Source organism: Streptomyces sp. NPDC056222, from assembly GCF_042264065.1.
In the GTDB taxonomy this organism is placed as follows: Bacteria; Actinomycetota; Actinomycetes; order Streptomycetales; family Streptomycetaceae; genus Streptomyces.
Window position 1 is genome coordinate 1 of sequence record NZ_JBHJTL010000082.1, and the last position, 13,162, is coordinate 13,162.

Below are 13,162 nucleotides of genomic sequence, written 5' to 3' on the forward strand. Positions count from 1 at the left end.
CGGACCACGCGCGGTCTGGTGGGCTCGTTTTTGTTTATATGAGACCGGCCTCGTTATTCGCGGTGGGGCGCGGGCGCGGGGGTTGGCGGGGGCGCACCGGCCGCGGCGCCGCCGGTGCCCCCGGCGGCGCCGCTTCGTGCTGTTCCAAGGGCCGTTCGGGAATCCACCGGCCCGGGGAGTTCAGGGGCGTGCCGCGCCGACCTCGACCCGGCCGAGCAGGGTCCGTCCGTCCGGCGCCAGGACCAGCTTCCGGTAGCGGCCGCCGGCCCGGTCGGCCTCGCTGAACTCGATCGCGCCCTCGGTACGGGCGTGGATGTCGCCGAAGCCCGAGACGCCGATGCCCAGCAGCTTGAGCCGCGTCGGCCGGCCGGTGTCCGTGAACGGCGTGTGGTCGAGGCCGAGGAGCTGTCGGGCCACGGAAGCGGCCATCCGCAGACCGGGGGCGACGAGCCCGTGGCAGCGGCCCTCGACGGCGGCGCACTCACCGACCGCCCAGATCCGCCCGTCCGCGGTCCGCAGCCGGTCGTCGACGAGAAACCCGCCGCGTTCGCCGACCGCCAGATCCGCCCCCGCGGCGAGCTCGTCACGGGGCCGTATCCCTGCCGAGAAGACGACGAGGTCGGCCTCGATCTCCGTACCGTCCGCGAGCCGCACCCGGTCCGGCTCCACGGACACGGTCGTCACCCCGCAGTGCACCTCGACACCGAGGTCCCGCACCAGCGTGCCGAGGAGCCGGCCGCCGCCCGCGTCCACCTGGAGCGGCATCAGGCGTGGGGCGGCCTCCACCACATGCGGGCGCATCCCGAGGTGCCGCAGCGCGTCGGCGGCCTCCAGGCCGAGCAGCCCGCCGCCGACGACGACACCGGGGCGGCCGGGGCGCGCGGCACCGCGGATCGCGTCGATGTCCTCGACCGTCCGGTACGTGAAGCAGTGCGGCCGGTCGTGACCGGGGACGGGCGGCACGAAGGGCCGGGATCCGGTGGCCAGGACCAGCGCGTCGTAGCCGAGGCGCGTCCCGTCGGCGCACCGCACGGTCCGCCGCTCCCGGTCGATGCCGGTCACGGTCGTCGAAAGACGCACGTCCACCAGGGAGTCGGGGGAGGGCAGCGCGAGATCGGCGGGCGTCGGACCGGAGACGAGGGAGGAGAGCGCGACCCGGTCGTACGCCCCGCGCGGCTCCTCCCCGAGGACGACCACCCGCCATCCGTCGGTCCGGTCCAGGGTGCGCAGCTCCGTGACGAGCCGGTGCCCGACGGGCCCGTACCCGGCGACGACCAGCGTCCGGCGGCTCATACGACGCCCTCCGGGACGCGGAGCGCGGCGCAGACCGCGCGGACCGCGTCGGCACAGCCGCCGCAGCCGGTGGTGGCCCGGGTCGCCGCGGCGACCGCACCGACGTCCCGTGCGCCGTCCTGCCAGGCCCGTACGACGGCCCCCTTGCTGACGTTGTTGCAGTGGCAGAGCACGGCGTCGTCGGCCAGGGTGGTGGGATCGGCTCCCGCGTCCCCGGCATCCGCCCCGGCCCCGAGGCCGAGCAGGAGAGCGAGCCGGTCGCCGGGCACGGGACGTCCCCGGTCGTACAACTGGATGACGGCCGCGATCCCTTCGGGCATTCCGACCAGCACGGCCCGCACCACCTTCTGCTCCGTGATCTCGATCCGTGCGTACCGCCCCCGAGCGGGGTCGGAGAACGTCACGACCTCGTCGCTCTCCGCCCGGCCGCGCGGGCCCAGGCATACGACGTCCAGGCCCGGGACCCGTGGCCGGACGACCGGGGGAGCGGGGGTGTACGAGGCGTCGCCGCCCGTCAGGAGCGTGGCCAGGGTCTCCGCCTGGGCCAGGGCGCCCGAGAGGTCCACGGCGCCCACGAGGTCCGGGGTGTCCGTGCACGCGCCGATCGCCCGGATCGAGGGGTCGCTCGTACGCAGCCGGTCGTCGACGACGACGCCGCGCCGGACCGTCAGACCGGCCCGCTCGGCCAGCGTGGTCTCCGGAGCGGTGCCGGTGCACCGCAGGACGGTGTCGGCGCCGAGCGTGTCGTCCGACGGCACGTACGCGCCCAGCCGCAGCTCGATCCCCCACGACTCGAGGCGCGCCGCGACCAACTGGCCGGACACCTCGTCGAGTCGGTGGTGCATCGGGTACGGGCCGGGGTGGGCCAGGACCACGCGGTGGCCGCGCCTGCGCAGTGCCGTCGCCGTCTCCACGCCGAGGACGCCGCCGCCCACCACGGCCACCTTGCCGCGCACCGGGCGGGTGCAGTCGGCGAGGGTGTGCACATCGCCGGCCGGCCGGGACCCGGTGGCCAGGACCAGCGTGTCGTAGCCGAGGCGCGTCCCGTCGGCGCACCGTACGGTCCGCCGTTCCCGGTCGATCGCGAGGGCCCGCAGGCCCGTCCGCACCCGTACCCCCGCCGGTGGCGGCGGCAGCGTCAGAGCGCCCGGCGGCAGGCTCCCGGACAGGACCGAACCGAGCAGGGTGCGCTGGTACGCGGGGTGCGGCTCGTCGCCCAGTACGGTGACCGGGCCGTCGTGACCGAGCGCCGCGAGGCGGGCGGTCAGCCGGTGCGCGGCGAGGCCGTTGCCGACGACCAGGATCCGCCCGTTCACGCGGTCACCGGAGCGTGCACGACGTCCGCCGCGGCCGGCGGAGTGCGTACCGGCTCGACCCGTACCGCGCTCACCTTGAACTCCGGCATCCCGCTGCGCGGGTCGAGCGCCCCGCCGGTGAGCAGGTTCGCCCGCCCGTCGCCCGGGAAGTGGAACGGCAGGAACACCGTGTCCGTCCGCAGGCTCTCCACCAGACGCACCCGCGCCACCACCGAGCCCCGGGCCGACACCACCCGGGCGAGCGCGCCCGCCTCGACGCCCGCCCGCCGGGCCGTGTCGGGGTGGATCTCCACGTACGGTTCCGGCTCCGCCTCGTTGAGGCGCCGTACCCGCCGGGTCTGCGCCCCGGACTGGTAGTGGGCCAGAACCCGGCCCGTCGTCGCGTACAACGGCCGTTCGGTGTCGGGCAGTTCGGCGGAGTCGCGGTGCTCGACCGGCAGGAAGCGGGCCCGCCCGTCCGGATGCGCGAAACCGTCCAGGAAGAGCCGGGGCGTGCCCGGATGCGCGGGCCCCGACGGCACCGCAGGGCACGGCCAGTGCAGCGCCTCGCCCGCGTCGAGCCGTTCGTAGCTCACCCCGGAGTAGTCCGCCCGGCCGCCCTCCGTCGCGCGCCGCAGCTCCTCGAAGACCTCTCGCGGCCGGACCGGATAGCGCTCGGCCGGCTCCCCGAGCCGTACGGCGAGTCCGCGCAGCACCTCCAGATCGCTCCGGACCCCCGGCGGCGGATCGAGCAGCGCCCGCCGGCGCAGCACCCGCCCCTCCAGATTCGTCAATGTGCCCTCCTCCTCAGCCCATTGGGTCACCGGCAGGACGACGTCCGCCATCCGCGCGGTCTCGGAGGGGACGAAGTCCGCCACCACCAGCAGGTCGAGCGCGGCGAGCCGTTCGGCGACATGCCCGGCGTGCGGGGCGGAGACCACGGGGTTCGAGCCGAACACGAGCAGGGCGCGCGGACCGCGGGGGGTCCCCAGCGAGTCGAGGAGTTCGTACGCACTGGGCCCCGGTCCGGGAAGGGAGGGCGCGTCCACGCCCCACACCCCGGCCACATGCTCACGCGCCGCCGGGTCGGTGATCATCCGGTAGCCGGGCAGCTGGTCCGCCTTCTGACCCAGCTCACGCCCGCCCTGTCCGTTGCCCTGGCCGGTCAGACAGCCGTAGCCGCTGCCCTCCCGTCCCGGGAGGCCCAGCGCCAGCGCCAGATTGACGAACGCGGAGACCGTGTCGGCGCCCTTGCTGTGCTGTTCGGCGCCCCGCCCCGTCAGGACGTAGGCCCGCCGGGCGTCGGCGAGCAGCCGCACCGCCTCCCGCTGGTCCGCGACCGGCACGCCGGTCACCCGCTCGGTCCGCTCCGGCGTCCAGGGCAGCGCCCGCTGCCAGGCCGCCTCGAAACCGTTCGTCCGCTCCCGCACGAAGGCGTGGTCGAGCCGACCGTCGAGCACCGCCAGCTGCAACAGACCGAGCGCCAGGGCGAGATCGGTGCCGGGGGCCGGCCGCAGATGCAGCGCGGCCCGCTCGGCGGTCGGGGTGCGGCGCGGGTCGAGGACGATCAGCGCGGCCCGGTCCAGATGGCGCATCAGCGGCGGCATCGTCTCGGCCGGGTTCGCCCCGGCGAGCAGCACCACGTCGGCCCGCCCGAGATCGGTGACCGGGAAGGGCAGGCCCCGGTCGACGCCGAAGGCCGCGTTGGAGGCGGCGGCGGCCGAGGACATGCAGAAACGGCCGTTGTAGTCGATCCGGCTGGTGCGCAGCGCGAGCCGGGCGAACTTGCCCAGCAGATACGCCTTCTCGTTGGTGAGCCCGCCGCCGCCGAAGACGCCGACCGCGTCCGGGCCGTGCTCCCGCCGGACGGCCCTCAGCCGCCCCGCGACCAGATCGAGTGCGGCGTCCCAGCCGGCCGGGGCGAGCCGCCCGTCCCGGCCGCGCACCAGCGGCTCCCGAAGCCGGTCGGCCACGGTCAGCACGTCCGGCGCGGTCCACCCCTTCTGGCACAGACCGCCCTGGTTGACCGGGAAGGCCGACGGGGCGACGGACACCTCGCCGAAGGCGCGGCTGAGCTTCGTACCGCACTGCAACGCGCAGTACGGGCAGTGCGTATGGACGGTGCGGGAGCGGGAACCGGGGTCAGACACGGGTGACTCCACGGCGTACGGGCGAGGCCTCCAGCGGCCGGCGGGTGCGGGCGGCGGGGCGCAGATAGACCACCCAGGTGACCGCCACGCACAGCGCGTAGAAGCCGAGGAAGGCGAGGAACGCGGGGGCGCCGCTGCCGCCCTCGGAGCCGTACGCCCCCCGGAAGGCCAGATTCACCGCGACGCCGCCGAGCGCGCCGACGGCCCCCGCGATCCCGATCACGGCCCCCGAGAGGCGCCGGGCGCGGGCGAACGCCGCCGTGGCGTCCCCGCCGTCGGTGACCTCACGGCCGGCCTGCTCGGCGAAGACGGCCGGGATCATCTTGTACGTGGAGCCGTTGCCGATCCCGGTGAGCACGAACAGGACGGTGAAGCCGCCCACGAACAGTCCGAACGACCCCTGCGCGGAGGCGAGGAGCAGCCCGCCGGTCCCGGCCGCCATCGCCACGAACGTCCACGCGGTCACCAGCGCCCCGCCCCAGCGGTCCGCGAGCCGCCCGCCGAACGGGCGGGCGAACGAACCGAGCAGCGGGCCGAGGAACGTGTACGAGGCCGCTTCGAGCGGGCTGGAGCCGAACTGGGTCTGCAGGACCAGGCCGAAGGCGAAGCCGTACCCGATGAACGAGCCGAACGTGCCGATGTAGAGCAGCGAGATCCACCAGGTGTGCGGGGTGCGCAGGGCGTCGCGCTGGGAGCCCTGCTCGCTCCGCACCGGCGCCAGGTTGTCCATCCGCAGCGCGGCGAGGAGCGCGACGGCGACGATCAGGGGGAGGTAGAACGCGGCGACGTAGGCGGGGTGGGTGTCGCCTGCGGTGGCGATCACGAGCAGGCCGAGGAGCTGGACGACGGCGACCCCGAGGTTGCCGCCGCCCGCGTTGAGACCGAGGGCCCAGCCCTGGTGGCGCTGCGGGAAGAAGGCGGTGATGTTCGTCATCGAGGAGGCGAAGTTGCCTCCGCCGACGCCGCCGAGCGCGCCGATGACGAGGAACACCCACAGGGGCGTGCCCGGCCGCTGCACGAAGTACGCGGCGGCGGAGGCGGGGACGAGCAGCACGGCGGTCGCGAACACGGTCCAGTTGCGGCCGCCGAAGCGGGTGACGGCATGGCTGTACGGGAGCCTCAGCACCGCGCCGACGAGGGTGGGGGTGACGACGAGGAGGAACTTCTCGCCGGGCGTGAACGGCAGCCCGATGCGCGGCGACATGAAGAGGACGAGGACCGACCACATGCTCCAGACGGAGAACCCGATGTGCTCGGAGGCGACGGACAGCACGAGGTTCCGCCGCGCGATCCGCTTCCCCCGGGCCTCCCAGAACCGGACGTCCTCGGGGTCCCACTCCTCGATCCACCGGCCTCCGGCGGATCGGGACCGGGACGTCGCGAAGCCGCCGGTGCTCACGACGCGCCCTTCAGGGCCCGGTCCACCAGGGGGCCCGCCGCGCCCGTGTAGGCCGCCGGGTCGCACAGCGCGTCGACCTCGGCACGGTCCATGACACCGGCGAGCTCCGGGGCGTCCGCGAGGACCTCCGGCAGCGGGCGCCCGTTCCGGTCCGCCGTCACCGACGCCCAGGTGAGCAGCTCCTTCGCAGCGGCCTTCCCGAGGCGGGGCGCGAGCACGGCCGCGATCCGCTCCGAGACGATCCGGCTGCCGGTGAGCGCGACGTTCTCCCGCATCCGCTCCGCCCGCACCTCCAGGCCCTCGACCAGCTCGACGGCCGTGTGCGCGGCGCCCCCGGTCAGCCGCAGGCACTCCCGCAGCAGCTGCCACTCGGCGTGCCAGACCCCGGCCGACCGCTCGTCCTCGGCCACGAGGCACTGCGCCAACGCACCCGCGAGCGCGGGCACCTGCAGCGCGGCCGACCGGATGAGCGTGGCCAGTACCGGATTGCGCTTGTGCGGCATCGCCGACGACGCGCCGCGCCCCGCCCCGCCCGGCGGCTCGGCGACCTCGCCGACCTCGGTCCGCGCGAGCGACTGCACATCGATCGCGACCTTCCCGAGCGCGCCGGTCGCGAACGCGAGCGCGAACGCCAGATCCGCGACTGGGGCGCGCAGCGCGTGCCACGGCACCGACGCGGGCTCCAGCCCTGTCTCCTCGGCGAACGCCTCGACGAGCCGGTCGTGGTACGCCCCGACGTCGAACCCGCCGAGCGGGCGGCCGTCCGGCACGGGGCCGGTCACCCCGGCATCGTCGGCCGGTGCCCGGCCCGCCGCGTCGGCGCCGCTCGCAGCCCCGGCCGCGTCCGTCGGGCCCTCGCCCGCCGCCGCGGCCGAATCCCGCGGGTCGTCGTCCGCCGCCAGCCGCGCGTACTCCACGTACCCCGCCAGCGTTCCCGCCGCTCCGCCGAGGGAGACCGGGAGGGTCTCCTGGACGCGGGCCAGGCGGTCGTCGGCCGCGAGGAGCAGGGTGCGCCAGCCCGCGGCCTTGAGACCGAAGGTGGTCGGGACCGCGTGCAGGGTCAGCGTGCGGCCGGCGATCAGCGTGTCGCGGTGGTGTTCCGCGAGGGCGGCCAGCGCCGCCGCCGTACGGGAGAGGTCCGCGCGGATCAGCCGCAGCGCCCGGTCCGCCACCAGCATCGCGCCGGTGTCGAAGATGTCCTGGCTCGTAGAGCCCCGGTGGACGTACTCCGCCGCGGCCGGGTCCTCCGCCGCGACCACCCGTGTCAGCGCCTGCACCAGGCCGACGACCGGGTTCGCAGTCTCACGGGCCGCGAGGGCCAGGGAGCGGACGTCCAGCCGCTCCGCGCGGGCCGCGTTGGAGACGGCCCGCGCCGCCCACTCCGGGACCGTGCCGAGCCGCGCCTGCGCCCGGACCAGCGCGGCCTCCGCGTCCAGCATGGCCTGCAGCCACGCCCGGTCTCCGACCGCCGCCTCCACGGGCGTTCCGGCCCGCACGGGCGAAAGGAGACCGGCGTCGTCGTAGGACCGGGTCACACGATCACCCCGGCGCGCCCGGTCGCCCCGTCCCGGCGCCCGCTCACACGATCACCCCGGCGAACTCCGTCGTGGCCTCCTGCGTCACCGGCCGCACCCCCGCCGGCACGAGCGCCGTCGGCGGCAGCCCGCACAGGGCCCGCGCGATCGCGTCCGAGTCGCCGAGCGTCACCGAGTCGACGCCCGGCCGGATCCCGGCCGCGGTCACCCAGTGCACGGACTCCGTCGGCACCCCGTACGCGAACCGGCGCGGATGCGGCCGGCCGCGGCCGTCCACCACCCGGTAGGGCCGCTCGGTGACGGCCAGGCCCCCGGTCTCGTAACTCGTGCCGCAGGAACCGGGGATCCGGTAGGGCGCAGCCTGGTCGGTGTCGAGCAGGTGCAGCAGCAGCGGGTCCTGCGTGCGCCGGACGTCCGGCTCCGGCAGCCGCGCCTCGATCAGCACCGTCGCCCGCACCGGCGGCCCCGGCACCGTGTCCGACGCGGCCACGAACGACGGCGCCGCCGCGTCGAGCCGGATCTGCGTGCCGGGACCGGTGACCTCCAGGACACCCGCCTCGATCAGCGCGATCATCTCCTCGATGCGGGAGACGGGCGGGCCGATCGACAGGAAGCCGTTGAGCGGCGTGTACCAGCCCTCCAGGTCGTCCCGGTGCGAGTTGCCCTCCAGACCGCCGTGGTCGACGGCGAGCCGGACCTCGTTGCGCAGGTCCCGCAGCACGTCGAGCGCCGCCTTCAGCGGACCGTCCACATTGCCCGCCCGCGCCTCCGCCACGTCCTGCTCCAGGTGGCCGAGCAGCCACGCCCGGAAGTCGTCCCGGCCGGTGAACTCCCGTTCCCCGTAAGGTCGCGACAGCTTCTCCCAGTCCCAGCGGCGGAGCTCCTCGAAGCCGTACGAGGCCACCAGCGCCGCCCGCTCGGACTCCTCGGCCGTGGCCAGGTAGCGGGTGGTGAACCGCTCCCGCTCGGCGCCGCGCCCCAGGGAGTCCAGGAGCGTGCCGTAGTAGACGCTCTCCACCTCCCGCGAGATCACCGGCCACAGGTCCTGCGCGAAGTTCACCCGCTCGCCGTCGACGTTCCGGGCCCGCAGCCGGGCGATGAACTCCGGGGTCAGCAGCTGCGGCAGATACCGCCCGTACGCGCCCTTCTGGTTCTCACCGCGCGCGTGGTACGGCACCCCGCGCCGCGAGGACGCGAACAGCTTCGGCTCCCGCCCGGACGCGCGGTACACCAGCCGGCCGTCGCGCCGCTCGAAGACCCCGCCCCGCCCGGCCGTGAACAGCGCCATGTGGTCGAAGAAGTTGAGCCCGAGACCGCGCAGCAGCACGTGCCGGCCCGGCTCGATCCCGCTCAGGTCCAGGTCCGCCGGGTTGGCGGGCGTGATGTAGCGCAGGTTGTGGATCCGGGCCAGGCTCGCCGTACGGGCCTCGCGGGCCGTCAGCCGGGCCGGCACATGGCCCTGCGCGAGGACGACCCCGTCGAGGTGGTTGAGCCGGGTGCCGTCCTCGAGCCGCACGCCCTGCGGGCCGCCCGGCACTCCGTGGGTGTCGGCCATCGCGACCGCCCGCGAACGGTGCACGCGCACCGTGATGTGACCGGGCGCGCGGGCAACCACCCGCTGGAACGAGTCGTGCAGATACCGGCCGTAGAAGGCCCGCGAGGGGTACGAGTCCGGGCCGAGCCGGCGTGCCTCCTCCAGGGTCGCCTCGTCGTACCCTTCGACGCCCGCGCTCTCCGCGCGTGCCCCGTCGTCGGTGAGCGCGGCGAGCGCGGCGAGCTCCTGCGCCCACTCGTAGAGGCTGGGGCCGGGCTCGACGGGGCCCTCGATCCGCGCGCTGTCGTCGGTGTACACGGTCACCTGCGAGGCGACCGTGTTCATCAGCAGATGCCGCGACTGCTCCGTCCGCCACACCGCACCGGCGCCCGGCGCGGCCGGGTCGACGACATGGAGCGTCAGGGTCCGGTGGCTGGGCGCGATCCGCTCATTGGCGCAGATCCGCTCCAGGACCGACAGGCCGCGCGGCCCGGCGCCGACGATGCAGTACTCCGCGTGCGTGTCGTTCACGCGTGCTCCCCGGTGGTCGGCGCGGCGCCGGCGGCGAGCAGCTTCGCCAGCTCGAGCCGCTTGATCTTGGTCGTGGCGGTCTGCGGCAGCTCGCGGAGCTGCCACTGGACCGGCTCCGCCATCGGCGGGAGCGTGGCGGCCGCGGCCTTCCAGGCCGCCGGGTCCAGCGGGCGGTCGTCCTTGGTGCACACCACCGGAACGGCCCGGCCGTCGGCGCCGGGGATGATGATGACCTCGGCCAGCTCCGGCAGCTTCCCGAAGAGCGTGTCCTCGGCGGCGAGCGTGGAGCCGAAGCCCTCGATCAGGTCGACCTCCCGGTCGAGCAGGTGCACACAACCCCACTTGGTGCGGTAGCCGACATCGCCCATCCGCCACCAGCCGTCCGCGGACACCTGCTGGTCGTAGCGCTCCTGCTCGCCGAGGTAGGTGACGATCCGGCCGTCGCTGCGCACCTCGATGTAGCCCGGGTTGTCCACCGAGGGCTCCTTGCCGTCGCGGCTCACCACCCGCACGTCCGTCATGCCCGGGAAGGGGCGGCCGACACAGCGGCCGTCGTCGTCGGGCGAGCGGCGCCGGGTGAAGGCGCGGACCACGGCCGGGCCGACCTCGCTCTGCCCGTACAGCTGGCCGAAGAGCGGAGCGCGCCGCTTCGTGGCACGCAGCAGAGTGTGCACGGTCCGCGGGTGGATCGCGTCGAAGGTGGAGGAGAACAGCTTCACGTTGGACAGCGGCCCGCGCGGGTCACTCGCCAACTCCTCCCACTCCATGAAGGAGTTGGGGTGCGCCTCGAGGATGCCGGGCTTCAGCCGGGCGAACAGGTCGGCGGCCTGCTTGGCGTCCGGGTCGGCGAGCACGATGATCGGGAAGCCCCGGAAGAGGGAGATCGCGAGCGCGGTGAAGAGCCGCGAGTGCACGAACGACACATGCATCGCGATCGTCTCGCGGCCGCGGATCAGCGGCGCGACGGCGGAGATCTGCGGTCGGTAACGGGCCTGCAGCGTACGGCCGGTGTGCACGGCCAGCTTCGGGGTGCCCGTCGTGCCCGAGGTGTGCGTGATCAGGGTCGGGTGCTCCGGCGGCATCGTCACGGCGGGAACCCGCGCCACGCCCGCGAGACCGGCGAGCTCCGTCCCGCCCTCGTGGCTGCCGGAGGCCAGCAGCACCTTCCCGGCAAGCTCGAAGACCTCCGGCGGCAGCTCCTTCTCCAGCTTCGCCGCGTCGGTCAGCAGGAACGGCCGGTCCGTGCGCCGCACCAACTCCGTGGCGGTCGCACCGTCCAGCTTCGGCGACAGGAGCACCGGCACGGCCCCGATACGGGCGATGGCGCAGGACAGCAGCGTGATGTCGAAGCCGTCGGACTTGTATACGACGACCCGCTCCCCGGGGCGTACCTTCGCCGCCCACAGCCGGGACGCGAAGTCGTCGATCAGGTCGGCCAGCTCCGCGACCGTCGTGCGTCGCCCCAGGTCGGGCGCGATGTCGAGATCGTGGTCGAGGATCACCACGTTCGCCGGATGCCGGGACGCTGCTCGCTCGAACAGCGTGCCCAGCCGGATTCCACGGTTTCCAATGCGCTGCAGCAGCATGTCCCCAGGCTTTCGTCAGTAGAAATGCCGAGTTCGGCAGAGATCAGCAGTGATCGGCAGAGGTCGGCAAGGCGAATTCGGGCCGCTCCCGCAGGAATGCGCGGGTGAAGAAGGGCGGACGGAGAATGGACGGAGCTATTTCGCCGTTCTCGGAAGGGGATACTGCTGAGTGCCTGGGAGATGGTCAACGAAGCCAATCAAGGTACGTCAAGTCCGGTGTCCAACTCCTGCGCGAAGTGGAGGGCCACGATGTTCATCCGCTGTGCGTGGTAGAAGCGTTGTGCGCCGTGGTTGACCGTGCCCGTGTCGAGTTCCATCCGCACACAGCCGGCCCGCCGGCCCCGCTCCCGCAGTTCGTCGAGAAGTCGCGCGCCCACCCCGGCCGAGCGGGCGGCGGGATCGGTGACGAGGTCGTCGACGAAGAGCAGGCGGCCCCGACTGGTGGCCAGTACGCGGTGCGAGGCCACGCCCAGGCAGCGGCCGGTGGTGTCGTGGGCGGCGGTGAAGACCAGTCCCTGGCGGTGCGCCGCCGTCGCGAACTCCAGGAAGCCGGCGGCGTCCAGGCCGGGGCGCAGGGACCGGATCAGGGAGCCGACGTCCGTGCCGAACGCGAGGTCGTCCGGAGTGAGATCGGTCATTGTCAATTCCATGAACGTCAGACTAGGACCGTAATGCCGCACGATCCGGCCGAGTTGACAGATCATGGGACGAGCGGGCGAAATCGCGGAACAGTCCTGTCAGTATCCGGGTATGCGCGCTGCCTACATCGAAGAGCTCGGACCGCCGGAAGCGATTCATTACGGAGAGGTGGCCGAACCACGCCCCGGGCCCACGGATGTTCTGGTGGATGTCCTGGCCACCACCGTCAATCCGGTCGATACATTCGTCCGGTCCGGAGTCTTCAGCACGCCGTTGCCCTTTCCCTTCGTGATCGGCCGCGATCTCGTCGGCCGGGTCGTGGAAAGCGGAGCGGGCGCCACCGGATTCACCACCGGCGATCTGGTGTGGAGCAACAGCCTGGGCCACGAGGGGCGCCAGGGCGCGGCGGCCGAGAAGGCCGTGGTCGCCGCCGACCGGCTCTACCGGCTCCCGGCCGGCGTCGACCCCGAGACCGCCGTCGCCGTGGTCCACCCTGCGGCCACCGCGTACCTCGGACTGTTCACGCACGGCCGCGTACGGGCCGGGGAGACGGTCGTGGTCGCGGGAGCGGCCGGCAACGTCGGCAGCGCGATGGTCGCCCTCGCCGTGTGGGCGGGGGCGCGGGTGATCGCCACCGCTCGGCAGCGGGACGCGGCGTACGTCCTCTCGCTCGGCGCCTCGGAGGTCTTCGACTACACCGACCCCGGAGCGCACGAGCTGATCCGCAAGGCGGCCCCGGACGGTGTCGACGCGTACCTCGACGCCTCCGGCACCAACGACCTCGCGCACAGCGTGGACCTGCTGGCCCGCCGGGGCCGGATCGTGCTCCTCGCGGGCGCCCGCAGCCGGCCCGTCCTGCCTGCCGGGCAGCTCTACATGAAGGACGGCTCGATCGCGGGCTTCGTCATCTCGCACGCCACCACGGCCGAACTGGCCGAGGCCGCCGAGGCGATCAACCACCTGCTCGCCGCCGGGCTGCTCTGTCCGCGCGAGATCGAGGTCCGCCCGCTGAGCGAGGCCGCCGAGGTCCACCGCCGTATCGAGACGACGGGCCCGCACGGCACCCGCCTGGTGCTCCGTACGACGGTGTTCTGAGGCGGGGGCCGACGCCCGTTCCCGGACGAGGACGAGCGGGTCCTCATGGCCCGCTCGCCACCCGCCCGCGCCCGGACGCGGGCGGGTGGCGACGCCTGCGGCCCA

Annotated in this window: 9 protein-coding genes; 1 reads left to right on the plus strand and 8 read right to left on the minus strand. The window is 74.2% G+C overall.

All coding sequences use genetic code 11. The annotated features are described in order from the left end of the window. Positions 1–180: 180 nt before the first annotated feature. From ACFC0D_RS29420 to ACFC0D_RS29455, 8 genes are all read right to left on the minus strand, one after another. Positions 181–1,293, minus strand: coding sequence for an NAD(P)/FAD-dependent oxidoreductase (locus tag ACFC0D_RS29420; protein ID WP_376442247.1), 1,113 nt, complete (start codon positions 1,291–1,293; stop codon positions 181–183). Next, positions 1,290–2,609 carry an FAD-dependent oxidoreductase gene (locus tag ACFC0D_RS29425; RefSeq protein WP_376442250.1) on the minus strand — a complete coding sequence of 440 codons (1,320 nt, stop codon included), beginning with the start codon at positions 2,607–2,609 and terminating at the stop codon, positions 1,290–1,292. The genes ACFC0D_RS29420 and ACFC0D_RS29425 overlap by 4 nt, the downstream gene beginning before the upstream one ends. Beyond that, positions 2,606–4,738, minus strand: coding sequence for a molybdopterin oxidoreductase family protein (locus ACFC0D_RS29430; RefSeq protein WP_376442252.1), 2,133 nt, complete (start codon positions 4,736–4,738; stop codon positions 2,606–2,608). The genes ACFC0D_RS29425 and ACFC0D_RS29430 overlap by 4 nt, the downstream gene beginning before the upstream one ends. Then, positions 4,731–6,137 carry an MFS transporter gene (locus ACFC0D_RS29435; RefSeq protein ID WP_376442255.1) on the minus strand — a complete coding sequence of 469 codons (1,407 nt, stop codon included), beginning with the start codon at positions 6,135–6,137 and terminating at the stop codon, positions 4,731–4,733. Before ACFC0D_RS29435 ends, ACFC0D_RS29430 begins: the two co-directional genes overlap by 8 nt. Beyond that, a complete protein-coding gene (locus tag ACFC0D_RS29440; protein ID WP_376442257.1) occupies positions 6,134–7,672 on the minus strand; it encodes a lyase family protein in 1,539 nt (512 codons plus the stop codon). The genes ACFC0D_RS29435 and ACFC0D_RS29440 overlap by 4 nt, the downstream gene beginning before the upstream one ends. Before the next feature lie 43 nt (positions 7,673–7,715). Further along, entirely contained in the window at positions 7,716–9,737 is a 2,022-nt protein-coding gene (locus ACFC0D_RS29445; RefSeq protein WP_376442259.1) for an FAD/NAD(P)-binding protein, read from the minus strand. Then, on the minus strand, positions 9,734–11,323 hold the full coding sequence (locus ACFC0D_RS29450; RefSeq protein ID WP_376442262.1) for a class I adenylate-forming enzyme family protein: 1,590 nt from the start codon (positions 11,321–11,323) through the stop codon (positions 9,734–9,736). Before ACFC0D_RS29450 ends, ACFC0D_RS29445 begins: the two co-directional genes overlap by 4 nt. Before the next feature lie 197 nt (positions 11,324–11,520). After that, positions 11,521–11,973: a GNAT family N-acetyltransferase gene (locus ACFC0D_RS29455; protein ID WP_376442265.1), complete on the minus strand. Its 453-nt coding sequence runs from the start codon at positions 11,971–11,973 to the stop codon at positions 11,521–11,523. Between the two features lie 100 nt (positions 11,974–12,073). Here ACFC0D_RS29455 and ACFC0D_RS29460 point away from each other — a divergent pair, with 100 nt between their 5' ends. Next, positions 12,074–13,057, plus strand: a complete 984-nt coding sequence (locus ACFC0D_RS29460; protein WP_376442268.1) for an NADPH:quinone reductase — start codon at positions 12,074–12,076, stop codon at positions 13,055–13,057. Positions 13,058–13,162: the final 105 nt, after the last annotated feature.

Bases quoted from the DNA above. Each gene is read 5' to 3' on its own strand.
- ACFC0D_RS29420 (WP_376442247.1), bottom strand. From the start codon at position 1,293: ATGAGCCGCCGGACGCTGGTCGTCGCCGGGTACGGGCCCGTCGGGCAC.
- ACFC0D_RS29450 (WP_376442262.1), bottom strand. From the start codon at position 11,323: ATGCTGCTGCAGCGCATTGGAAACCGTGGAATCCGGCTGGGCACGCTG.
- ACFC0D_RS29455 (WP_376442265.1), bottom strand. From the start codon at position 11,973: ATGGAATTGACAATGACCGATCTCACTCCGGACGACCTCGCGTTCGGC.
- ACFC0D_RS29460 (WP_376442268.1), top strand. From the start codon at position 12,074: ATGCGCGCTGCCTACATCGAAGAGCTCGGACCGCCGGAAGCGATTCAT.